The following is a 21,670-nucleotide window of genomic DNA, read 5'->3' as shown; positions in this document are numbered from 1 at the left end:
ATCTCCTCCCGTCGCAGCGGCCGGGCTACGCGTCCAGCTTCGCGAGCAGCTTGATGAAGTTGCGCTTCGCGCGGTATGTCTTGCGAATCTCTTCGAGTTCCACGTCGAATGCCGCGTGCTGACGATGCGCGGCTCGCAGCGCGCGAATATCACGCACGACGTTGAATGCCTCATCGTACCGCGCGTTGCCCGCGCCATGGTCGAGCGCGAACGGCAGATACCGGCGATAGAGCGCGATCGCGTCCTCCGGATGCGTCTTCGCGCGCGCCGCCGCCAGCGTGGGCCAGACGCCCGCCTCGATCGGTCCGCCGAGAAACGCATCCCACGCCGCGGCGTCGTTCTTCTCCGCGAGCAGCAGCTTCACGAGCTCCGTGCGCGGCGACGGTTCCCAATGCCGCGCGGCCCCGCCAGGCTGCGCCGGCCCTTCCCGCTTTCGCGCGAGAGACAGCAGATGCCCGATCGCCCGCTCTCTCACGGCATCGTATCGCTTCGTCGCCTTCGCGACCTTCATCAACGCACGGAATGCTTCCACCGTCGGATGGTACGCAAAGCGCCGCCACGCAAGTTCGTCCGCCCGATCGTAATCGCGCCGGCGCACATGCTCGTCGATACAGAAGCCCAACAGACGGTCGTCGTGCCGATCGTTCATGTCACGCATCCCGCGTTCGGCCCACGCCAAACCTTCGTCGAAGCGCCCGTGCTCCGCGCACAGTTCCGCGATCTGCGCGTACCGGTACGACGCCGACAGATCCGTCGACCAGATGCGAATCAGCGCGTCGACGTCGCCGTCGTGTTTCGCGAGCGATTCCATCGCATGCTCGAGATTGTGACGCACCACGTCATGCGCGTATCCGTCGCGCTCGTTCAGTGGTCGCGCGGGCAGCACGGCCCAACTTTCCTCGACGCGTTCCCGATAGCGGCCCAATCCCGCGTCGCCCAGCACCGCCGCGTAGGCCGGCAGGACATCGCGGAACGTGTCCCACTGGCCGGCGGCTTGCAGGCGAAACAGTCGGTCCGCCAGCTTCACCGGATCCGGCCGTGTCCGGAGGCATGCATCGAGATGCAGAGCGGCCAATTCGCCGATTCCGGGTGCAACGCTACCGTCCGAGTCGTCGATCTGCTCGAGACTCGCTTCGGCGTCGGCAATCGCGAGTTCGGCCAGTTCGGCGACCTGCGCGGCGTGGGGACCGGCCAGCCGCCGCCGCAGCGTGTCGGCAAGCTCGAACAGCTGTTCTCCGAACACGTGCGCCTCGTCCCAGCCGAGCGGCCGCGACACGCGGGCCATTTGCCGGACGGCGGCGCGCAGGTTCGTGATGTCGTCGGCCCGCGCCGCGCGTGCATCGAACAGCAGCCTGTCGCGCAACGATCGGTCGCGCTCGGCTGCGTCCAGCAGCCAGCGGCGCAACGCGTGTTCGTCGAGCGTCTCCAGATGGTCGCGAATCAGCTCCGCGTGCGTCTTGCGCTTGCGCCGCGACCGCACCGGCTCGCTTTCTTCGTCGTGAAAAACCTCGTCGCCGCTGTTCTCCAGCCACGACAGCGCGACCGCCACCGCGTGCTTGCAGAACGCGCCATCGTCGCCGACCGGGCAATTGCATGCATAGTGCAGCGTATCGTCGCCGCCGATTGCGAATTCGACGTGATAGCGATACGTGCCTCGCACGGTCGCCGACAGTTCGCGGTCGCGCTCGGTCAGCCGCGAAACCGCGCCGTCGCGATAGTACGTGCGACCGCGCTCGAAGGATTTCGGGTCGGCCAGCGTGCGGACGGCCGCAAGCGTGATGAGGTCGGCGAAGCTGACGTTGCGTGGCATGGATCGTGGAGCGTATGGCGATTGAAACGAAAGCGACGGCGACGTTGCGGCGCGCCTACCGCGATGGGCACGATCACGCGCGCGCGTAGCGAATCACGCCGTCGTCGCCCTGCTCGCGCACGAGCTCGCCCGCCAGCCACAGCAGGTTCAGGTGGGCGAGCGCCTCGCCAAGCGCGAACGTCATCTGGTGGATGTCGAGTTCGCGGCGGCGGAACATGATCGGCACGATGTCGGCCGCGCTGGCCGGCTTTTCCGCGCACGCGACGCGCACTTCGTCGAGCCGCGCATCGTGGTGCGCGCGCAGTTGCGCGATGCGCGTGCGCACGCCGCGGAACGGTTTGCCGTGCGACGGCAGCACGAGCGTGTCGGGCGCCATCGTCTCGTAGCGGCCGAGCGATTCCAGGTACAGCGCGAGCGGGTTGGCTTCCGGTTCGAGATCGAACACGGATACATTCGTCGAGATGCGCGGCAGCACCATGTCGCCGGAAATCAGCACGCCGTCCGCTTCGCTGTGGAGCGCGCAATGTTCAGGCGAATGGCCGTAGCCGGTGACGACGCGCCACGTGCGTGCGCCGATCTTCACCGCGTCGCCTTCGCGCAGGCGCCGGTAGCGCGGCGGCACGGCCGGCACGAGATCCGAGTAGTAGCTGCGGCGGCCGCGCAGCTTGTCGAGCGCGGCCGGATCGGTCAGGCCGTGGCGCGCGAAGTGATCGGCCGCGGCCGCGCCGCCGGCGTTCGAGCCGTTGCCGGCCGCCATCAGGCAGCCGAACATGTATTCGCCGAGCGTCATCCACAGCCGCACGTTCCAGCGGCCTTGGTCGCCACCTTCGCACAGCCAGTTCGCGAGGCCGAAGTGATCGGGATGGCAGTGCGTGACGAGCACGCGCAGCACCGGCAGCCCGTCGAGATGCCGGTCGAAGATCTGTTCCCAGTGCGTACGGATCGCGTCCGACGAGATCCCGCAGTCGACGATCGTCCAGCCGGCCTGCCCGTCGATCTCGTCGCGCAGCAGCCAGAGGTTGATGTGATCGAGCGAAAACGGCAGCGGCATGCGCAGCCAGCGCACGCCGGGCGCGACCTCGAACGTGTCGCCCGCGGCGGGCAGCGTGTCGGCGAAGGGATAGTCGAGTTGGTGTTCCAGTGCGTTCATCGGTGGGGTGTCTCGTCGTTATCGGTGCAAATGCGGGCACAAATGCAGGTGCGAATGCAGGTGCAGGCGCGCGCGGGCGGCAGGCCGCGGCGGGCATCGCGTCGATTCTATCGCCGTCGCGCGAAACGCGTGCCCGGCGGGCGCCAGCCGGGCAAAAAAAGTTCGTGTCAGAATCCGTTCCGTACCCGCATCTTTACGCGAAGATGCACCGAACGGCATGCAACGGCGAACAACCCGCGCATTGACCGCGCCCGGCGCCGGCCCCCGAAAGTCATTGAAATGCCGACTTGGGCGCTAAAATGGCGAGTGCTTACCGTCCCTCTCGAACGAGCCTGCACGCGATGAATCACTTCCCCAAACTGCTGTCGTCGCAGATCGGTTTCGACGTCGCGCAGACGATGCTCGAATACTTCGACCGCCACTACCGGATCTTCCGGGAAGCCGCCGTCGACGCGAAGACGCTATACGAGCGCACCGACTGGCACGGCCTGCAGCGGCTGGCGCGCGAGCGGATCACGTCGTACGACGATCGTGTACAGGAATGCGTCGAGGTGCTGGAAGACGAATACGACGCGGAGAACATCGACGACGAGGTGTGGCAGCAGATCAAGCTGCACTACATCGGCCTGCTCACGTCGCACCGCCAGCCCGAGTGCGCGGAAACGTTCTTCAATTCGGTGTGCTGCAAGATCCTGCACCGCTCGTACTTCAGCAACGATTTCATCTTCGTGCGGCCCGCGATCTCGACCGAATACCTCGAGAACGACGAGCCGGCCGCGAAGCCGACCTATCGCGCGTACTACCCGGGCACCGACGGGCTCGCGGCCACGCTCGAGCGCATCGTCACGAACTTCCAGCTCGAGCCGCCGTTCGAGGACCTCACGCGCGACATCGGCTGCGTGATGCAGGCGATCACCGACGAATTCGGCCAGTTCGACGCGGCGCCGAATTTCCAGATCCACGTGCTGTCCTCGCTGTTCTTCCGCAACAAGAGCGCGTACATCGTCGGCCGCATCATCAACGCCGATCGCCTGCTGCCGTTCGCGGTGCCGATCCGCCACGTGCGCCCGGGCCTGCTCGCGCTCGACACCGTGCTGCTGCGCCGCGACCTGCTGCAGATCATCTTCAGCTTCTCGCACTCGTACTTCCTCGTCGACATGGGCGTGCCGTCCGCATACGTGGATTTCCTCTGCACGATCATGCCGGGCAAGCCGAAGGCCGAGATCTACACGTCGGTCGGCCTGCAGAAGCAGGGCAAGAACCTGTTCTACCGCGACCTGCTGCATCATCTGTCGCATTCGAGCGACCGCTTCATCATCGCGCCCGGGATCAAGGGCCTCGTGATGCTCGTGTTCACGCTGCCGTCGTTCCCGTACGTGTTCAAGATCATCAAGGATCAGTTCCCGCCGCCGAAGGAAACGACGCGCGCGCAGATCATGGAGAAGTACCAGCTCGTGAAGCGCCACGACCGTCTCGGGCGGATGGCCGACACGCTCGAGTATTCGAGCGTCGCGCTGCCGCTGTCGCGGCTCGACCATGCGCTCGTGCGCGAGCTGGAGAAGGAAGTGCCGTCGCTGCTCGAATACGAGGACGGCAACCTCGTGATCAAGCACCTGTACATCGAGCGCCGGATGACGCCGCTCAACCTGTACCTGCAGAACGGCACCGACGCGGACGTCGAGCACGGCGTGAAGGAGTACGGCAACGCGGTGAAGGAGCTGATGAAGGCGAACATCTTCCCGGGCGACATGCTGTACAAGAACTTCGGCGTCACGCGCCACGGCCGCGTCGTGTTCTACGACTACGACGAGATCGAGTACCTGACCGACTGCAACGTGCGGCGCGTGCCGCCGCCGCGCAACGAGGAAGACGAGCTGTCGGGCGAACCGTGGTATACCGTCGGCCCGCACGACATCTTTCCGGAAACCTACGGACCGTTCCTGCTCGGCGATCCGCGCGTGCGGACGGTCTTCATGAAGCATCACGCGGACTTTTTCGAACCCGCGCTGTGGCAGGCCAGCAAGGACAAGCTGCTGCAGGGCGAGTTGCCCGATTTTTTCCCGTACGACGTGTCGCTGCGTTTCAGCGTGCGCTACCCCGCGCGCTTCGACGCGACGCCGGACGCCGGCGACGGCGCGGGCGACGCGCAGCGCGCCGCCTGACGCACGACCGGATCCAATCGACTCGAACCCGTTATCGACCCGCTTTCCGCCAACGGAATCCATACCGATGAATACCCCAGACAATCCGCTTTCACACCTGTTCGACAACAACGACGCCTGGGTCAAGCGCCAGCTCGCCGACGATCCCGATTTCTTCGCGCGTCTCGCCGACCAGCAGGCGCCGGAATATCTGTGGATCGGCTGCTCGGATTCGCGCGTGCCCGCGAACCAGATCATCGGCCTGCCGCCGGGCGAAGTGTTCGTGCACCGTAACATCGCGAACGTCGTCGTGCACAGCGACCTCAACTGCCTGTCGGTGATCCAGTTCGCGGTCGACATCCTGCGCGTCAAGCACATCATGGTCGTCGGCCATTACGGCTGCTCGGGCGTGAACGCGGCGCTGCACAACCGCCGCGTCGGCCTCGCGGACAACTGGCTGCATCACGTGCAGGACGTGCGCGAACGCCACGCGGCGCTGCTCGACGAATGGCCGGTCGGCGAAGCGCGCTATCGCCGCCTGATCGAGCTGAACGCGATCGAGCAGGTCGTCAACGTGTGCCGCACGACGATCGTCAACGACGCGTGGGCGCGCGGCCAGCCGCTCACCGTGCACGGGCTCGTGTACGGTGTGCACGACGGGCGGATGCGCAACCTCGGGATGGCCGTGTCGCGCTTCGACGCGCTCGACGAAACCCACAAGCGCTGCGTCGCGGCACTCACCGCGCGCGGCCAGCATGCGCCCGACAACGACATGGTCGCGGCGGATGCCGCGCAGCTCGACGGCGTCGCGCAGGCAGTCGCCGACACGCTGAAGCCGTGCGGCGACGCGAAGTAACCGGCAGCCACGCCGGCGCGGCGCGCACGCGCGCCGCGCGTCATCCGGCTGACGACGCATCATGGACCTTGCCGCGACGGGCATCGAACTGATCTGACACCGACACTGCCGTGACGGCGGTGCAACGCAAAGGAGCGGCGAACATGAAAACCGTACTGATCGTCGGCGCATCGCGCGGCCTCGGACGCGAATTCGTCCGGCAATACCGGCGCGACGGCTGGAACGTGATCGCGACCGCGCGCGACGACGCATCGCTTGCCGCGCTGCGCGAACTCGGCGCGCACGCGCACGCCCTCGACATCGCGCGGCCCGAGCAGATCGCGGCGCTCGGCTGGAAGCTCGATGGCGAACGGCTCGACGCGGCCGTGCTCGTGTCGGGCGTGTACGGGCCGCGCACCGAAGGGGTCGAAACGATCGGCGCCGAGGATTTCGACGCGGTAATGCATACGAACGTGCGCGGGCCGATGCAGCTGCTGCCGATCCTGCTGCCGCTCGTCGAGGACGCACGCGGCGTGCTGGCGGTCGTCTCGAGCCGCATGGGCAGCATCGCGGAAGCGACCGGCACGACCGGCTGGCTGTACCGCGCGAGCAAGGCGGCGCTGAACGACGTGCTGCGCATCGCGTCGCTGCAGACGCGCCACGCCGCGTGCATCTCGCTGCATCCCGGCTGGGTGCGCACCGACATGGGCGGCGCGCAGGCCGCGATCGATCCGGAAACCAGCGTGACCGGGATGCGCCGCGTGATCGCCGAAGCCGGCGCGGACATGACGCAGGCCAACGGCCGTTTCTTCCAGTACGACGGCGTCGAGCTGAGCTGGTAAGCCGACATCACAACCGGACGTCGTTAATTCACGATTCGCATGATTTTGACCCGACCTGACGCGTGCCCGTGCGGCGGCGCGTCCCCCGCGCCTGCCGGCAAAGCCCCGGCCCCGCGCTATGCGGCCTGCTGCGGCCGCTTCATCGACGGCGGCGAAGCCGCGCCGACCGCGCTCGACTTGATGCGCTCGCGGTACAGCGCGTACGTGCTCGGGGCGACCGACTACCTGCGCGCGACCTGGGACGCCCGCACCTGCCCGGCCGATCTCGATGCCGACCCGAATGCGCCCGACGCGCCGCGCTGGCTCGGCCTCGTCATCAAACGCCATGCGCCGCTCGACGAACGGCGCGCGGAGGTCGAATTCGTGGCCCGCTACAAGGTCGGCGGGCGCGCATACCGCCTTCACGAGACGAGTCGCTTCGCCCGCGACGAGCACGGATTCTGGCGCTATGTCGACGGCGATGTAAGTGAGCACTGACAAATAGTTGCTGTGTCAGACGCCGGGTAATTCCCGCATTGCACAACCCGAATTTGTCGGGCTACGATGGCCGTCAGATTGGTCATGATGCATGGCAGGGCTTACGAATGGCGTTCAGCAAGGTATTGGTGGGATGGATGGCGGCCTGTGCGCTGTCGGCCGCTCAGGCCGGTACGCTGCCGGGCGCAAATACCGGCGTAGCCGCGGCCAGCGGCTCGCTCGCCCATGCCGAGCGCTTCGATTACGGCGATTCGCGCCTCCCGCAGGTCGCCGCGAACCTCAACGAACAAATCATCGGCATTCCGGCCGATGCGTCGGGCGCCGTGATGCTCGAGGCCACGCTGTTCAAGCCGAACGGCCCCGGCCCGTTCCCGCTCGTCGTCTTCAACCACGGCAAGAACACCGGCGATCTCCATCAGCAGCCGCGCAGCCGGCCGCTCGCGTTCGCGCGCGAATTCGTGCGCCGCGGCTATGCGGTGATCGCGCCGAACCGCCAGGGCTTCGCCGGGTCGGGCGGCACGTACCAGCAGGAAGGCTGCAACGTCGGCAAGAACGGCCTCGCGCAGGCCGCCGACGTCGCCGCGACGGTCCGCTACATGTCGCGCCAGCCGTACATCGATGCGTCGCGCATCGTCGTCGCCGGCACGTCGCACGGCGGCCTCGTGTCGGTCGCGTACGGCACCGAAGCGACGCCCGGCGTGCGCGGCATCATCAACTTCTCCGGCGGGCTGCGCCAGGACCTCTGCGACGGCTGGCAGCGCAATCTCGTCGACGCGTTCGACCAGTACGGCGCGCATACGGCCGTGCGCTCGCTGTGGCTGTACGGCGACAACGATTCGGTGTGGACGCCCGCGCTCGTCGCGCGGATGCATGACGCGTACGTGTCGCACGGCACGCAGGCGCAATTCATCGATTTCGGCCGCTACAAGGACGACGCGCACCGGCTGATCGTCGACCGCGACGGCGTGCCCGTGTGGTGGCCGGCCGTGCATGCGTTCCTCGCGGAACTGAACCTGCCGACCTCGGTGCGCTATGCGGTCGCGAACCCGCACGAACCGAATGCGACCGGCTACGCGTCGATCGATGCGGTCGATGCGGTGCCGTTCCTCGACGAGGCCGGCCGCGAAGGCTATCGCCGCTTCCTGAGCCAGCATCCGAGCCGTGCGTTCGCGGTGTCCGCCGACGGCGCGTGGTCGTGGGCCGAAGGCGGCGACGATCCGATGGCGCTCGCGCTCGACAACTGCTCGAAGCAGGGTGCGGGCGCATGCCGGCTGTATGCGGTCAACGACCGCGTCGTGTGGAACGCGAACGCGACGCAGACGGCCGACAACGGCGACGCCGATACACGCGCGCTGGCTTCGCGCTGACGCGCGAGTCGCGACGCCCGAGCGGGCGCTTCCCGCGCCGCGCCCCTTTCGCTCCTCCCCTTTCAAGATGCTGGCGCGGCCCGCAGCGGCGTTCGCATGCCCGTTCACCGGGTCATGTGAGCTGTCGAAGCGCGCCCCGCCCACGGCGCCTCCGAGACCCTTTCCCATCCTTTCCCCGCCTTTCCCGATTCCAGGCCACCCCCGATTCCGCACACCATTCGCCGGCCGCCGCATGCAGTGCGTCGCGTCTCGCGCCCCTTTTTCCTTCCCGCCCCGATTTTTGCCCTGCACGCGCCCACTCGGCCGACGATTTTTTTCTGTCGGGGGGTGTCACTCGAACGTCGTCATCTGCGGTCATTTCTGGGCATCTGGCGCGTACCGTCCCGAGCCCCCCCGGATCTGCGGCGAACTCCCGTCCGGCAAGGCTTTGCGGCGTTTGTAACCGGTAGTGCAACGGGCGGCGGAACACGCTAATCTCAGCGCGTTTTACGTCTGTCGCCGCGCGGCATCCCGTTCGATGCCCGCCGCCGTTTTACCCCCCGGAGCCGCCTTGAGTACGCCAGCCACCGACGACTGGGTCGCGCGCAGCCTGCGCGCGGTCTGGCATCCCTGCACCCAGATGAAGCACCACGAGCGCCTGCCGCTCATTCCCGTCGCGCGCGGCGCGGGCGTGTGGCTGTACGACCGCGACGGCCGCCGCTACTTCGACGCGATCAGCTCGTGGTGGGTGAACCTGTTCGGCCATGCGAACCCGGACATCAACGCGGCGCTGAAGGACCAGCTCGACACGCTCGAGCACGCGATGCTCGCCGGCTGCACGCACGCGCCGGCGATCGAGCTCGCCGAGCGGCTGCATGCGCTCACCGCGCGCACGCTCGGCCATGCGTTCTTCGCGTCGGATGGCGCGTCGGCGGTCGAGATCGCGCTGAAGATGAGCTTCCACGCGTGGCGCAACCGCGGCCGCGCGGACAAGCGCGAATTCGTGTGCGTCGCGAACAGCTATCACGGCGAGACCATCGGCGCGCTCGGCGTGACCGACGTCGCGCTGTTCAAGGACGCGTACGACCCGCTGATCCGCAACGCGCACGTGGTCGCATCGCCCGATGCGCGCGGCGCGCTGCCGGGCGAGACGGCCGCCGACGTCGCGGGCCGCGCGCTCGACGGCGTGCGGCGCCTGTTCGCCGAACGCGCGGACCGGATCGCCGCGCTGATCGTCGAGCCGCTCGTGCAATGCGCGGCCGGCATGGCGATGCACGATCCGTCGTACGTGCGCGGGCTGCGCGCGCTGTGCGACGAATTCGGCGTGCACCTGATCGCCGACGAGATCGCGGTCGGCTGCGGCCGCACCGGCACCTTCTTCGCATGCGAGCAGGCCGGCGTCTGGCCCGATTTCCTGTGCCTGTCGAAGGGCATCAGCGGCGGCTACCTGCCGCTGTCGCTCGTGCTCACGCGCGACGACGTATTCGCGGCGTTCTACGACGACGACACGACGCGCGGCTTCCTGCATTCGCATTCGTACACCGGCAACCCGCTCGCATGCCGCGCGGCGGTCGCGACGCTCGACCTGTTCGCGCGCGACGACGTGCTCGCCGGCAACGCGCGCAAATCGGCCGCGATGCGCGCCGCGCTCGCACCGCTCGACGCGCACCCGCAGGTGCGTCACCTGCGCGAGCGCGGCACGCTGTTCGCATTCGACGTCGCGCTCGACGGCGACGCGGCGCGCGGCTTCTCGCGGCGCTTCTTCGAGCGCGCGCTCGAACGCGAACTGCTGCTGCGCCCGATCGGCACGACCGTGTACCTGATGCCGCCATACGTGATGAGCGACGACGACATCGCGTGGCTCGCGCAACGCACGCGCGACACGCTCGACGCGACGCTTGCGGAGGCGGCGTGATGAAGCAACCTTCGCGGGAAACCACCACGCCGCTGCTCGACACGCTGCAGCGCGGCCTCGCCGAGCTCGATGCGCAAGGCCTGCGCCGCGTGCGCCGCACCGCCGACACCGCGTGCGATGCACACATGCGCGTCGACGGCCGCGACATCGTCGGCTTCGCGAGCAACGACTACCTCGGCCTCGCCGCCCATCCTGCGCTCGTCGCCGCGTTCGCGGAAGGCGCGCGGCGCTACGGCTCCGGCAGCGGCGGCTCGCACCTGCTCGGCGGCCATTCGCGTGCGCACGCGACGCTCGAGGACGAACTCGCCGGCTTCGCGGGCGGCTTCTCCGACGCGCCGCGCGCGCTGTACTTCAGCACCGGCTACATGGCGAACCTCGCCGCGATGACGGCGCTGACGGCCAAGCACGCGACGATCTTCTCCGACGCGCTGAACCACGCGTCGCTGATCGACGGGATCCGGCTGTCGCGCGCGAACGTGCAGGTCTACCCGCATGCGGACATGGCCGCACTCGCCGCGCTGCTCGATGCGTCCGACGCCGGCACGAAACTGATCGTCAGCGATACCGTGTTCAGCATGGACGGCGACATCGCGCCGCTCGCCGAACTCGTCGCGCTGGCCGAGCGCCACGGCGCGTGGCTCGTGGTCGACGACGCGCACGGCTTCGGCGTGCTCGGCCCGCAGGGCCGCGGCGCGCTCGCGGCCGCCGCGCTGCGCTCGCCGAACCTCGTGTACGTCGGCACGCTCGGCAAGGCTGCCGGCGTCGCGGGTGCATTCGTCATCGCGCACGAGACCGTGATCGAATGGATGATCCAGCGCGCGCGCAGCTACATCTTCACGACGGCCGCGCCGCCGGCCGTCGCGCATGCGGTATCGGCAAGCCTGAAGGTGATCGGCGGCGACGAAGGCGACGTGCGGCGCGCGCACCTCGCCGCGCTGATCGGGCGCACGCGCGCGCTGTTGCGCCTGACGCGCTGGCAGCCGGTCGACTCGCACACGGCCGTGCAGCCGCTCGTGATCGGCGGCAACGACGCGACGCTCGCCGCCATGCGTTCGCTCGACGCGCACGGCCTGTGGGTGCCCGCGATCCGGCCGCCGACGGTGCCGGCCGGCACGTCGCGGCTGCGCATCTCGCTGTCGGCCGCGCATTCGTTCGACGATCTCGCGCGACTCGAAGCTGCCCTGCTCGAAGCCAGCGAGGCCGCGAGATGAACGCCCCACACGCTCACTTGCTTTGCATGGGACCGGAGTACGCGCTAAAGCGCTACTCCGGATCGACACGTTCGCTGCCCCCCGAGGGGGCGGCGGCCGTCCACGGCCGGCTGCACGGGCGCGGAGCGATGCTCCGCGAATTCCCCGCTACGCCCCTTGGGGCGGCCCGGCGGGAGGCAGCATGAATGCGCCCCTGTCCCTCTTCGTCACCGGCACCGACACCGAGATCGGCAAGACCTTCGTGTCGGCCGCGATGCTGCACGGCTTCGCGCGGCACGGCCTGCGCGCGGCCGCGCTGAAGCCCGTCGCCGCCGGCGCGTATGAACGCGACGGCGTCTGGCGCAACGAGGACGCCGACCAGCTCGACGCGGCCGCGAATGTCGTGCTGCCGCCCGAGCTGCGCACGCCGTTCCTGCTGAAGGCACCCGCCGCACCGCACATCGCCGCCGCGCGGGAAGGCGTGACGCTCGACCTCGACACGATCGTCGCGAGCCACCGCGAAGCGCTGACGCGCGCGGACGTCGTCGTCGTCGAAGGCGTCGGCGGCTTCCGCGTGCCGCTCACCGACACGCAGGACACGGCCGACCTTGCGGTCGCGCTCGGCCTGCCCGTCGTGCTCGTCGTCGGCGTGCGGCTCGGCTGCATCAGCCACGCGCTGCTGACGGCCGATGCGATTCGCCAGCGCGGCCTCACGCTCGCCGGCTGGGTCGCGAACCACGTCGACCCGGCCATGTCGTACGCCGACGAGAACGTCGCGACGATCCGCGACTGGCTCGCGCGCGAGCATCGCGCACCGCTCCTCGGCCGCATCGCGCACCTGCGCCCGGCCGCCCCCGAATCCGCCGCGGCGATGCTCGACATCGCCGCGCTCGTCGACACGCTGCGCCACGCGCGGCATTGACGCCCCGATCCCCGCATTCACGACAGGAAAACCACCATGACCCAAGCCCAGACCGCCGCCGTGCAACCCGACGCGATCCCCGTGGCCGCCCCGGCGCCGCAGCGCTGGCGCGTCGCCGACGTCGTCGCGCTGTTCGAGCTGCCGTTCAACGACCTGATGTTCCGCGCACAGCAGGTGCATCGCGAGCACTTCGACGCGAACGCGGTGCAGTTGTCGACGCTGCTGTCGATCAAGACGGGCGGCTGCGAGGAAGATTGCGGCTACTGCTCGCAGTCGTCGCACCATGAAACGGGACTGAAGGCCGAGAAGCTGATGGACGTCGACACGGTGCTCGACGCCGCGCGCGCGGCGAAGGCGAACGGCGCGAGCCGCTTCTGCATGGGCGCCGCATGGCGCAACCCGAAGGAGCGCCACATGCCGGCGCTGACCGAGATGGTGCGCGGCGTGAAGGAACTGGGCCTCGAGACCTGCATGACGCTCGGCATGCTCGAGGACGAGCAGGCGCAGCAGCTCGCCGACGCGGGCCTCGACTACTACAACCACAACCTCGACACGTCGCCGGAGTTCTACGGCCAGGTGATCTCGACGCGCACGTACCAGGATCGTCTCGACACGCTCGACCGCGTGCGCGATGCGGGCATCAACGTGTGCTGCGGCGGCATCATCGGGATGGGCGAATCGCGCCGCGAACGCGCGGGCCTGATCTCGCAGCTCGCGAACCTGAACCCGTACCCGGAATCGGTGCCGATCAACAACCTCGTCGCGATCGAAGGCACGCCGCTCGAAGGCACCGCGCCGCTCGACCCGTTCGAGTTCGTGCGCACGATCGCGGTCGCGCGCATCACGATGCCGAAGGCGGTCGTGCGCCTGTCGGCCGGCCGCGAGCAGCTCGACGACGCGATGCAGGCGATGTGCTTCCTCGCAGGCGCGAACTCGATGTTCTACGGCGACCAGCTGCTGACGACGAGCAACCCGCAGACGCAGCGCGACCGCGCGCTGTTCGAGCGCCTCGGCATCCGCGCGAGCCAGGCTGACGCGCTGGCGGAGAACGCGTAAGCGGGATCAACCGGCGGGCCGCGCCCGCCAACGAAACAGCCGGAGCCGGGGCATGCCCCGGCTTTTTTTCACCCGATCGCCGGCGCGCGGCTGCAGCGTGCGCGTCACACGTGCGCCGCGGCACCGTCGAGCGCCGCGCGCACGCGCTCGACGCGCTGTTCGTCGACCGGCGCCAGCACCTCGCCGCGCGGCCGCACGCCCGAGCCGAAATGCACCGCGCGCACGCCGGTGGCGCGGACGAAATCGCCGACCGCGTCGATCGTGAGCCCCGAGCCGGCCAGCACCGTGCAGGTCGAGCCCGCCGCCTGCCGCACCAGCCGCGTGATCGTCGCGGCGGCGTCGAGCACCGACGGATGGCCGCCCGACGTCAGCACCGACGTGACGGCCGGCACGCGCAGCAGCGCGTCGAATGCGGCGTTCAGATCGCGCGCGACGTCGAACGCGCGGTGGAACGTGAGCGCGCGCCCGTCCGCGGCAGACGCGATGCGGGCCAGCGCGCCGAGATCGACGTCGCCGCGCGCGTCGAGCGCACCGAACACGACGCCGTTCGCACCGGCCGCGACGGCCGCGCGCACGTCGCGTTCGATCACGCGCAGGTCATCGGCGTCATAGACGAACGACCGGCTGTGCGGCCGCACGATCACGTTGACCGGAATCGGCACGGCGGCCACGACGGCCTCGATCAGGCCGACGCTCGGCGTGAGCCCGCCTTCGGTGATCGCGGTCACGAGCTCGAGGCGGTCGGCGCCCGCGCGGGCGGCGGCCTTCGCGTCGCCGACGGTCGTGGCGATCACTTCGAGGAGGACGGAGGAGGCGGCGGTTCGGTTCATCGGCGGCTCGCGAATCGTCAGGACAATTCGCGCATCCTAGCCGAGCGGCGTGAAGGGCGCCAGCACGACGCCCGCGCTATGCGCTGTCGGCCTCCTCGTCGATCCAGTCGATATCGCCGCACAGCACGTGCTGCGCATCGCCGATGCGCACGGCCACCGACAGCGTCACGCACGGCTGCGCCTCGTTGATCGACAGGTACGGGCGCGTCACCTGCACGCGTCCCGGCTCGGCGATCGCCGTGCGGAAATACGGCCGGCGCAGCCAGTTCGCGCCCTGCGCATCCGCGAGCGGCGAGAAGCGCGCCTCGGCGAGCGCGCGGTCCGCGCGCAGCACGACGTTGCGGCCCGCCTGGCGGCCCCGCGCGTCGAGCAGGAAGCAGCGCGCGGCAGCGTCGAGCGCGAGGAAGTTCCAGCACACCTCGTCGAGCGGCTCGCCGGCCGCCACCCGCTCGGCCGCACGCTCGAACGCGCGCAGGTACGGCGCGAGCCGCTGCGCGTCGCGCCGCTCGCGCGCTTCGGTTTGCTGACGAAAGCGCTCGGTCAGCTCGCCGATGCAGCCGGTCGCCGTCGCGCTGTCGGGCAGCCCGGGCGCCGGGCGGCCGAAGTAATAGCCCTGCACGAAATCGGCCTCGCACGACAGTGCGATCTGCGCGTCGTGCTCGGTCTCGATCCCTTCGACGAGCACGAGCTTGCCGGCCTCGTGCAGCAGCGTGACGAGCCCGTGCAGGATCGCGGTGAGCCCCGTGCGGTGCGCCGCGTGGGACAGCATGATCCGGTCGAGCTTCACGATGTCCGGATTCAGCTGCCAGATCCGCTCGAGGTTCGAGTGACCGGCGCCGAAATCGTCGAGCGCGATCAGGAAACCCTGCGCGCGGAACTCGCGCACGGCGTCGGCGAGCCGCTCGACGTCCTCGGCGCGCTGTTCGAGCACTTCGAGCACGACGCGACGCGGCGGCATGCCGATCCGCTTCAGGTTCGCGAGCAGCGCGGCGGCCTGGAACGGATCGGTGAGCACGCCCGGATGCACGTTGAGGAACAGCCACTCGCGCTCGGCGCCGAGCAGCGCGAAATTCTCGAGATGCAGCGCCTGCGCGAGCCGGTCGAGCTGCAGCAGCTCGCCCTGGCGCGCGGCCTCGCCGAATACGTCGAGCGGCGACACCGCGCGGTCGAGCGCGTCATGCGCGCGCAACAGCGCCTCGTAGCCCACCGCACGCTGGTGCGACAGGCTGAAGATCGGCTGGAACACGGTCGTGAGCGTCAGGTCGCGATGCTGCGTCGCCAGGCGTTCGAGGCCGGAGCTCATCTCCCGCTCGAAACGATACGGCGACGCGGAAGCCGGACGCTCCTGTTGCACGATCGTCATGGCTCCCTCCTGGTGATGCGGCCGAACGCGGCGGGTGTTCGGGATGGCGCGTGCAATGTCATGGTCGAATCCTCGGTTGCCCGGCCGGTGCCGGACGATACGCAAGCATCAAGCAAGCTCCGTGCAAGCGCTGAATATATGCGCCACGCAGACGTGCGGCGCCGCCGCACCAGCGTGGCGCAGGCGGATGCACCGTTTTCGTGCACGCGCACCGGCGCACTCGAACGCACCCGTCACGCCGTCACGCTAAACTCCGTACGCTCGTTTCATTCTCCACAATTGCCGTATCGATGGAAATCGTCTTCACCGTCCTGATCCTGCTGCTCACCGTCGCGCTGTCCGGCGCGGTCACGCGCCTGCTGCCGTTGCGGCTTCCGCTGCCGCTGATGCAGATCGCGTTCGGCGCGATGCTCGCGTGGCCGAAGCTGAACCTGCACGTCACGTTCGATCCCGAGATCTTCATGCTGCTGTTCATTCCGCCGCTGCTGTTCGCGGACGGCTGGCGGATTCCGAAACGCGAGCTGTACCTGCAGCGCCGCGCGATCCTGATGCTCGCGTTCGGGCTCGTGTTCATGACGGTGCTCGCAGTCGGTTACTTCGCGCACTGGCTGATACCCGAGTTGCCGCTGCCGATCGCGTTCGCGCTCGCGGCCGTGCTGTCGCCCACCGACGCGGTCGCGCTGTCGGGCATCGCCGGCAAGGGAAGGATTCCGCCGCAGCTGATGCACATCCTCGAAGGCGAGGCGCTGATGAACGACGCGTCGGGCCTCGTCGCGCTGAAGTTCGCGGTCGCGGCCGCGCTCACGGGCATGTTCTCGCTGCGCGACGCGTCGATCACGTTCGTGATCGTCGCCGCCGGCGGGCTCGCCACGGGCGCGATCGTGGCCTGGCTGTTCAGCGCGCTGTCGACGCGCTTCCTGAACGCCGAGCAGGAAGGCGACCCGGCCCCCGGCATCGTGATGACGCTGCTCGTGCCGTTCGCCGCCTATCTGTTCGCCGAGCACCTCGAACTGTCGGGCGTGCTCGCGGCCGTGTCGGCCGGGATGATGATGAATTACACGAGCTTCTCCCGCAAAAGCACCGTCGCGTCGCGCGTGCGCGCCGAAAGCACGTGGGCGATGATCGAGTTCGTGTTCAACGGCATGGTGTTCATCATGCTCGGGCTGCAGCTGCCGCACATCATCGGCCGCGCGCTCGTCGACGCGCACCACACGAGCGACGCGCTCGTCGGCCGGATGATCTTCAACGTGTGCGCGATGATGCTCGCGCTGTATGCGATCCGCTTCCTGTGGGTCTGGCTGCTGCGCTGGATCGCGAGCCGCCGCGCCGCGCGCCACGGCCTCGCGGGCACGATGGCCGGCGTGCGCACGATCGCGGTGATGACGGTGGGCGGCGTGCGCGGCGCGGTCACGCTCGCGGGCGTGCTGTCGATCCCCGTCGCGCTGTCCGACGGCGCGCCGCTGCCCGGGCGCGACACCGCGATCTTCGTCGCGTCGGCGGTGATTCTCGGTTCGCTGATCGTCGCGGTGATCGGCCTGCCGCTGCTGCTGCGCGGCGTGCGCTCGACACGCAACCCGCTCGCCGACGAGGAGCGCACCGCGCGCGCGGCCGCCGCGCAGGCCGCGATCCGCGCGATCGACTCGTCGCACGACGCGATCTCGGCCGATCTCGACGAATCGGGCGCCGCGCGCTGCGCGGACATCTCGGCACGCGTGATGGACCAGTACCGCCGCCGCCTCGCCGCGCTCGCGGAGGACGGCCCGACACCGCGTGCGCAAGCGCAGCAGACCGAGACGATGGAACTGCAGATGCGGATCGCGGCCGTGCGCGCGGAGCGTTCGGTGCTGTACCGGCTGCGCGGCGAGAGCAAGATTTCCGACGAGACGCTGACGAAGCTGATCCGCGAGATCGACCTGTCGGAAACGGCGCTGTCGACGCGCAAGAAAGGGATCATCTGACGCGGCGGCACGGCTTCCCGCAAAAAAAACGGCGACGCGCGAGCGTCGCCGTTGTCACATCCGCGCGGGTTCGCGTTACTTCGCGACGACGACCGGAATCCCCTTCAGCATCCCCGCGCCCTTCATCTCGTCGAGCGCGTGCTGCACGGCCGCGCTCGTCGCCGCATCGATGCCGAGTTGCAGCGCGAGCTCGCGCTCCGCACGCTTCACGCCCGCGAGGTTGCGCACCTTCACGTGACCGAAGCCGCGCACGCGGGCGTGCAGGTCGGCCAGCTGCGCGACCTGCGCCGCATTGCCGGCGGTCGTCGCGGCGAGCGCGCGCGTGAGCGTCGTCTCGTAGTCGTCCGCGAGCGCGCGCTCCATCCCGCGCTCGGCCGTGCGGCCAAACGGATCGAGCCACGTGCCGCGCAGGCCGCGCACGCGCGCGAGCGCGCCGAGCACCGGCCACATCCACTGGCCGAACACGCGCTTCTTCGGCACGCTGCCGTCGCGGCCCGCCTTCGCGACCGTCGGCGGTGCAAGGTTGAACTTCACGCGATAGTCCTGCCCCGGCACGCCTTCGAACTGCGCTTCGAGCGCCGTGCGGAACGCGCCGTCCGCATACAGCCGCGCGACCTCGTATTCGTCCTTCACCGCGAGCAGCCGGTAGAACGTCGTCGCGACCGCGCGCGTCAACGCATCGTCGCCCTTCGCGCGCGCCGCGTTCACCAGCGCACGGTAGCGCTCGACGTAACGCGTGCCGCCGTATGCGTCGAGGCGCGCCTCGCGATCGGCGATCAGCTCGTCGAGCGTCTCCGGCACGACCTGCGCGGCCACCGCGTGACGCGCGTTCCACAATGCGTCGAGGCCTGCGGCGTCGCCGGCCGCCATCCGGCCGATCGAGAACGCGAGCTTGTTCATCGGCACCGCGACGTTGTTCAGCTCGATCGCGCGCATCATCGCGGCGAGCGATACCGGCACGAGACCGAGCTGCCACGCGTAGCCGAGCATCAGGATGTTCGCGCCGATCGGGTCACCGAGGAACTTCGCGGCGAGCGCCTGCGCGTCGCAGCTCGACAGGTAGCCGTCGCCGGCCGCGTGATGCATCTTCTCCAGCAGCGCATCCGCATGCAGGTTCGCGTCGGGGTTCTGCACGAACGATGCGTTCGGAATCCGGTGCGTGTTGACGACGATCCGCGAACGCTCGTGACGCACCGTCTGCAGCGCCTCGGCACTCGCGCCGACGACCATGTCGCACGCGAGCAGCACGTCGGCCTGCTGCGTGTCGATGCGCACCTGGTTCAGCCACCGGTCGCTCGACGCGATCCGCACGAACGACAGCACCGAGCCGCCCTTCTGCGCGAAGCCCATGAAGTCGAGCACCGACGCGCTCTTGCCTTCGAGGTGCGCGGCCATGCTGATCAGCGCGCCGACCGTCACGACGCCCGTGCCGCCGACACCCGTCACGAGCATGTCGTACGGCGCCGCATCGAGATGCGTCGCGGGCACCGGCAGCGCGTCGACGCGCACGGCAAGCGCCGCTTCGTCGAATGCCGCGCCCGCGGCCTTCTTCAGCGCCGCGCCTTCGACCGTCACGAAGCTCGGGCAGAAGCCGTTCACGCACGAGTAGTCCTTGTTGCACGACGACTGATCGATGCGGCGCTTGCGGCCGAGCGGCGTCTCGAGCGGCTCGACCGACAGGCAGTTCGACTGCACGCCGCAATCGCCGCAGCCTTCGCACACCGCGTCGTTGATGAACAGGCGCTTGTCCGGGTCGGGGAATTCGCCTTTCTTGCGGCGGCGGCGCTTCTCGGCCGCGCAGGTCTGGTCGTAGATCAGCACGGTGACGCCCGGTATCTCGCGCAGCTCGCGCTGCACCGTGTCGAGTTCGCTGCGGTGATGGAACGTCGTGCCCGGCGGGAACTGCCCGTGATGGCCGTCGTACTTCTCCGGTTCGTCGGACACCACGACGAAGCGCGACACGCCTTCCGCCTCGACCTGCCGCGCGATCTGCGGCACCGAGATGCTGCCGTCGACCGGCTGGCCGCCCGTCATCGCGACCGCGTCGTTGTAGAGGATCTTGTACGTGATGTTTGTGTTCGCGGCGACCGCCTGGCGGATCGCGAGGATGCCCGAGTGGAAGTAGGTGCCGTCGCCGAGGTTCTGGAACACGTGCTTCGTGTTGGTGAACATCGCGTGCGCGGCCCAGTCGACGCCCTCGCCGCCCATCTGGATCAGGCCCGTCGTGTCGCGCTCCATCCACGACGCCATGAAGTGGCAGCCGATGCCGGCCTGCGCGATCGAGCCTTCCGGCACCTTGGTCGACGTGTTGTGCGGGCAGCCCGAGCAGAAGTAAGGCGTGCGCTTCACCGCGTCCGCCTCGTTCGACAGGATCCGCGGCGCGACGAGATCGACGACGCGTTCGCGGCGATCGAGCGCCGGCTTGTGCCGCGCGAGCCATTCGGCGAACACCGGCAGGATCCGCGACGGCCGCAATTCGCCGAGTTCGGACAGCAGGCAGGCGCCGGCGCCGTCGTGCTTGCCGAACACGCGCGGGCGCGCGCCGTCCGCGCGGTTGTACAGGTAGTCCTTGATCTGCTGCTCGATGACGGGGCCCTTCTCCTCGATCACGAGCACTTCGGCGAGCCCGTCGACGAAGGTCTCGATGCGCGTCATCTCGAGCGGATACGACAGGCCGACCTTGTAGATCCGCACGCCGGCCGCGTCGAGATCGGCGACCGTCAGGTCGAGGCGGCGCAGCGCCTCCATCAGGTCGAGGTGCGCCTTGCCGCAGGTGACGATGCCGACGTTCGCCTGCGCGCTCGGCGCGATCCACTTGTCGATGCTGTTGGTGCGCGCGAAATGGCGCACCGCGTCCAGCTTCGCGGCGAGGCGCGCCTCGATCGTGAGGCTCGGCAGGTCGGGCCAGCGGTTGTGCAGGCCGCCCGCCGGCGGCGTGAAGCCCGCCGGCGCCGGCCATTGCGTCTGCAGCGCGTCGAGATCGACGGTCGAGCCCGACTCGACGGTCTCCGAGATCGCCTTGAAGCCGACCCAGGCGCCCGAGAAGCGCGACAGCGCCCAGCCGTACAGCCCGAACTCGAGCATGTCGGCGATGTTCGACGGGTTCACGACCGGCATGTGCCACGCGATCATCGCGAAGTCGCTCTGGTGCGGCATCGACGACGACACGCAGCCATGGTCGTCGCCCGCCACCACCAGCACGCCGCCGTGCGGCGACGAACCGTACGCGTTGCCGTGCTTCAGCGCGTCGCCGGCGCGGTCGACGCCGGGCCCCTTGCCGTACCACATCGCGTACACGCCATCGACGGTGCGCTCCGGGTCGGCCTCGACGCGCTGCGTGCCGAGCACCGCGGTGCCGCCGAGTTCCTCGTTGATCGCGGGCAGGAAGCGCACGCCGCTGCCGTCGAGCAGTTTCTTCGCCTTCCACAGCTGCTGGTCGACCATCCCGAGCGGCGAGCCGCGGTAGCCGCTGACGAAGCCGGCCGTGTTCAGGCCCTGCGCGGTATCGGACGCGCGTTGCATCAGCAGCAGGCGGACCAGCGCCTGCGTGCCGGTCAGAAAGATCCGGCCGCGCGTGGCGGTCAGGTTGTCGGTCAGGCGGTAGTCGGATAGAGCGGGCGTGCCGTCGACGGGCAGGCGGGCAGTCATGGGGATGTCTCCTGATTGTGCTGTTCTGGGCCGCACACCGGGGCGTCGGGCGACGCCGGCCGGGGCGGCTGGATGGCTCTATTTTTTCGCGGGGAGACGAGAAAGTTTTTTCTCATCTTGCTGAGACCGCACCGGAGTGAGCAAAACTGCGCAGGTTTTGGCCGGGAATTGAGAGAGTTTTCGCGCG

Annotated in this window: 15 protein-coding genes; 10 read left to right on the top strand and 5 right to left on the bottom strand. The window is 69.1% G+C overall.

What is annotated here, in order from left to right:
* Positions 1–25 precede the first annotated feature (25 nt).
* Positions 26–1,810 (bottom strand): SWIM zinc finger domain-containing protein, encoded by a 1,785-nt coding sequence (locus DIE22_RS15850; RefSeq protein WP_124605474.1) that lies wholly within the window; start codon positions 1,808–1,810, stop codon positions 26–28.
* Between the two features lie 73 nt (positions 1,811–1,883).
* The gene (locus DIE22_RS15845; protein ID WP_124605473.1) at positions 1,884–2,960 is read right to left on the bottom strand and encodes an MBL fold metallo-hydrolase; all 1,077 of its coding nucleotides are present in this window, start codon (positions 2,958–2,960) and stop codon (positions 1,884–1,886) included.
* A gap of 341 nt (positions 2,961–3,301) precedes the next feature.
* Here DIE22_RS15845 and aceK point away from each other — a divergent pair, with 341 nt between their 5' ends.
* From aceK to bioB, 9 genes are all read left to right on the top strand, one after another.
* Positions 3,302–5,122: a bifunctional isocitrate dehydrogenase kinase/phosphatase gene (gene aceK, locus DIE22_RS15835; protein WP_124496572.1), complete on the top strand. Its 1,821-nt coding sequence runs from the start codon at positions 3,302–3,304 to the stop codon at positions 5,120–5,122.
* A 67-nt stretch (positions 5,123–5,189) separates the two neighbouring features.
* Positions 5,190–5,957: a carbonate dehydratase gene (gene can / locus DIE22_RS15830; RefSeq protein ID WP_124496570.1), complete on the top strand. Its 768-nt coding sequence runs from the start codon at positions 5,190–5,192 to the stop codon at positions 5,955–5,957.
* A 143-nt stretch (positions 5,958–6,100) separates the two neighbouring features.
* Positions 6,101–6,778 (top strand): SDR family oxidoreductase, encoded by a 678-nt coding sequence (locus tag DIE22_RS15825; protein WP_124496568.1) that lies wholly within the window; start codon positions 6,101–6,103, stop codon positions 6,776–6,778.
* Positions 6,779–6,817: 39 nt separating this feature from the next.
* The gene (locus DIE22_RS15820; RefSeq protein WP_124496566.1) at positions 6,818–7,255 is read left to right on the top strand and encodes a YchJ family protein; all 438 of its coding nucleotides are present in this window, start codon (positions 6,818–6,820) and stop codon (positions 7,253–7,255) included.
* 107 nt (positions 7,256–7,362) lie between these two features.
* Complete coding sequence (locus DIE22_RS15815; protein ID WP_124605472.1) at positions 7,363–8,622, top strand: dienelactone hydrolase family protein; 1,260 nt, start codon at positions 7,363–7,365, stop codon at positions 8,620–8,622.
* A gap of 550 nt (positions 8,623–9,172) precedes the next feature.
* Positions 9,173–10,516: an adenosylmethionine--8-amino-7-oxononanoate transaminase gene (gene bioA / locus DIE22_RS15805; RefSeq protein ID WP_124496562.1), complete on the top strand. Its 1,344-nt coding sequence runs from the start codon at positions 9,173–9,175 to the stop codon at positions 10,514–10,516.
* Entirely contained in the window at positions 10,516–11,727 is a 1,212-nt protein-coding gene (gene bioF, locus DIE22_RS15800) for an 8-amino-7-oxononanoate synthase (protein ID WP_124496560.1), read from the top strand. The genes bioA and bioF overlap by 1 nt, the downstream gene beginning before the upstream one ends.
* 181 nt (positions 11,728–11,908) lie before the next feature.
* The gene (gene bioD / locus DIE22_RS15795; RefSeq protein WP_124496558.1) at positions 11,909–12,628 is read left to right on the top strand and encodes a dethiobiotin synthase; all 720 of its coding nucleotides are present in this window, start codon (positions 11,909–11,911) and stop codon (positions 12,626–12,628) included.
* A 36-nt stretch (positions 12,629–12,664) separates the two neighbouring features.
* The gene (gene bioB, locus DIE22_RS15790) at positions 12,665–13,684 is read left to right on the top strand and encodes a biotin synthase BioB (protein WP_124496556.1); all 1,020 of its coding nucleotides are present in this window, start codon (positions 12,665–12,667) and stop codon (positions 13,682–13,684) included.
* 104 nt (positions 13,685–13,788) lie between these two features.
* On the opposite strand, the gene DIE22_RS15785 is transcribed toward bioB, so the two are convergent.
* Together DIE22_RS15785 and DIE22_RS15780 are read right to left on the bottom strand one after the other, a co-directional pair.
* Entirely contained in the window at positions 13,789–14,514 is a 726-nt protein-coding gene (locus DIE22_RS15785; protein ID WP_124496554.1) for a copper homeostasis protein CutC, read from the bottom strand.
* A gap of 76 nt (positions 14,515–14,590) precedes the next feature.
* Positions 14,591–15,877, bottom strand: a complete 1,287-nt coding sequence (locus tag DIE22_RS15780; RefSeq protein WP_124496552.1) for an EAL domain-containing protein — start codon at positions 15,875–15,877, stop codon at positions 14,591–14,593.
* A gap of 290 nt (positions 15,878–16,167) precedes the next feature.
* Here DIE22_RS15780 and DIE22_RS15775 point away from each other — a divergent pair, with 290 nt between their 5' ends.
* Complete coding sequence (locus DIE22_RS15775) at positions 16,168–17,835, top strand: Na+/H+ antiporter (protein WP_124605471.1); 1,668 nt, start codon at positions 16,168–16,170, stop codon at positions 17,833–17,835.
* 75 nt (positions 17,836–17,910) lie between these two features.
* Here the strand turns inward: DIE22_RS15775 and DIE22_RS15770 are convergent, their stop codons facing one another.
* Positions 17,911–21,483, bottom strand: coding sequence for an indolepyruvate ferredoxin oxidoreductase family protein (locus DIE22_RS15770; RefSeq protein WP_124605470.1), 3,573 nt, complete (start codon positions 21,481–21,483; stop codon positions 17,911–17,913).
* Positions 21,484–21,670: the final 187 nt, after the last annotated feature.

The organism is Burkholderia sp. Bp9142 (assembly GCF_003853415.1).
In the GTDB taxonomy this organism is placed as follows: Bacteria; Pseudomonadota; Gammaproteobacteria; order Burkholderiales; family Burkholderiaceae; genus Burkholderia.
Note: the sequence above shows the minus strand (reverse complement) of the source record. Positions and strands in the feature narration are given on the sequence as shown.

What these genes read in the sequence shown, in the direction of transcription:
- DIE22_RS15850 (WP_124605474.1), bottom strand. Translation starts at nt 1,810, where the DNA reads ATGCCACGCAACGTCAGCTTCGCCGACCTCATCACGCTTGCGGCCGTC.
- DIE22_RS15845 (WP_124605473.1), bottom strand. Translation starts at nt 2,960, where the DNA reads ATGAACGCACTGGAACACCAACTCGACTATCCCTTCGCCGACACGCTG.
- aceK (WP_124496572.1), top strand. Translation starts at nt 3,302, where the DNA reads ATGAATCACTTCCCCAAACTGCTGTCGTCGCAGATCGGTTTCGACGTC.
- can (WP_124496570.1), top strand. Translation starts at nt 5,190, where the DNA reads ATGAATACCCCAGACAATCCGCTTTCACACCTGTTCGACAACAACGAC.
- DIE22_RS15825 (WP_124496568.1), top strand. Translation starts at nt 6,101, where the DNA reads ATGAAAACCGTACTGATCGTCGGCGCATCGCGCGGCCTCGGACGCGAA.
- DIE22_RS15820 (WP_124496566.1), top strand. Translation starts at nt 6,818, where the DNA reads ATGATTTTGACCCGACCTGACGCGTGCCCGTGCGGCGGCGCGTCCCCC.
- DIE22_RS15815 (WP_124605472.1), top strand. Translation starts at nt 7,363, where the DNA reads ATGGCGTTCAGCAAGGTATTGGTGGGATGGATGGCGGCCTGTGCGCTG.
- bioF (WP_124496560.1), top strand. Translation starts at nt 10,516, where the DNA reads ATGAAGCAACCTTCGCGGGAAACCACCACGCCGCTGCTCGACACGCTG.
- bioD (WP_124496558.1), top strand. Translation starts at nt 11,909, where the DNA reads ATGAATGCGCCCCTGTCCCTCTTCGTCACCGGCACCGACACCGAGATC.
- bioB (WP_124496556.1), top strand. Translation starts at nt 12,665, where the DNA reads ATGACCCAAGCCCAGACCGCCGCCGTGCAACCCGACGCGATCCCCGTG.
- DIE22_RS15785 (WP_124496554.1), bottom strand. Translation starts at nt 14,514, where the DNA reads ATGAACCGAACCGCCGCCTCCTCCGTCCTCCTCGAAGTGATCGCCACG.
- DIE22_RS15780 (WP_124496552.1), bottom strand. Translation starts at nt 15,877, where the DNA reads ATGACGATCGTGCAACAGGAGCGTCCGGCTTCCGCGTCGCCGTATCGT.
- DIE22_RS15775 (WP_124605471.1), top strand. Translation starts at nt 16,168, where the DNA reads ATGGAAATCGTCTTCACCGTCCTGATCCTGCTGCTCACCGTCGCGCTG.
- DIE22_RS15770 (WP_124605470.1), bottom strand. Translation starts at nt 21,483, where the DNA reads ATGACTGCCCGCCTGCCCGTCGACGGCACGCCCGCTCTATCCGACTAC.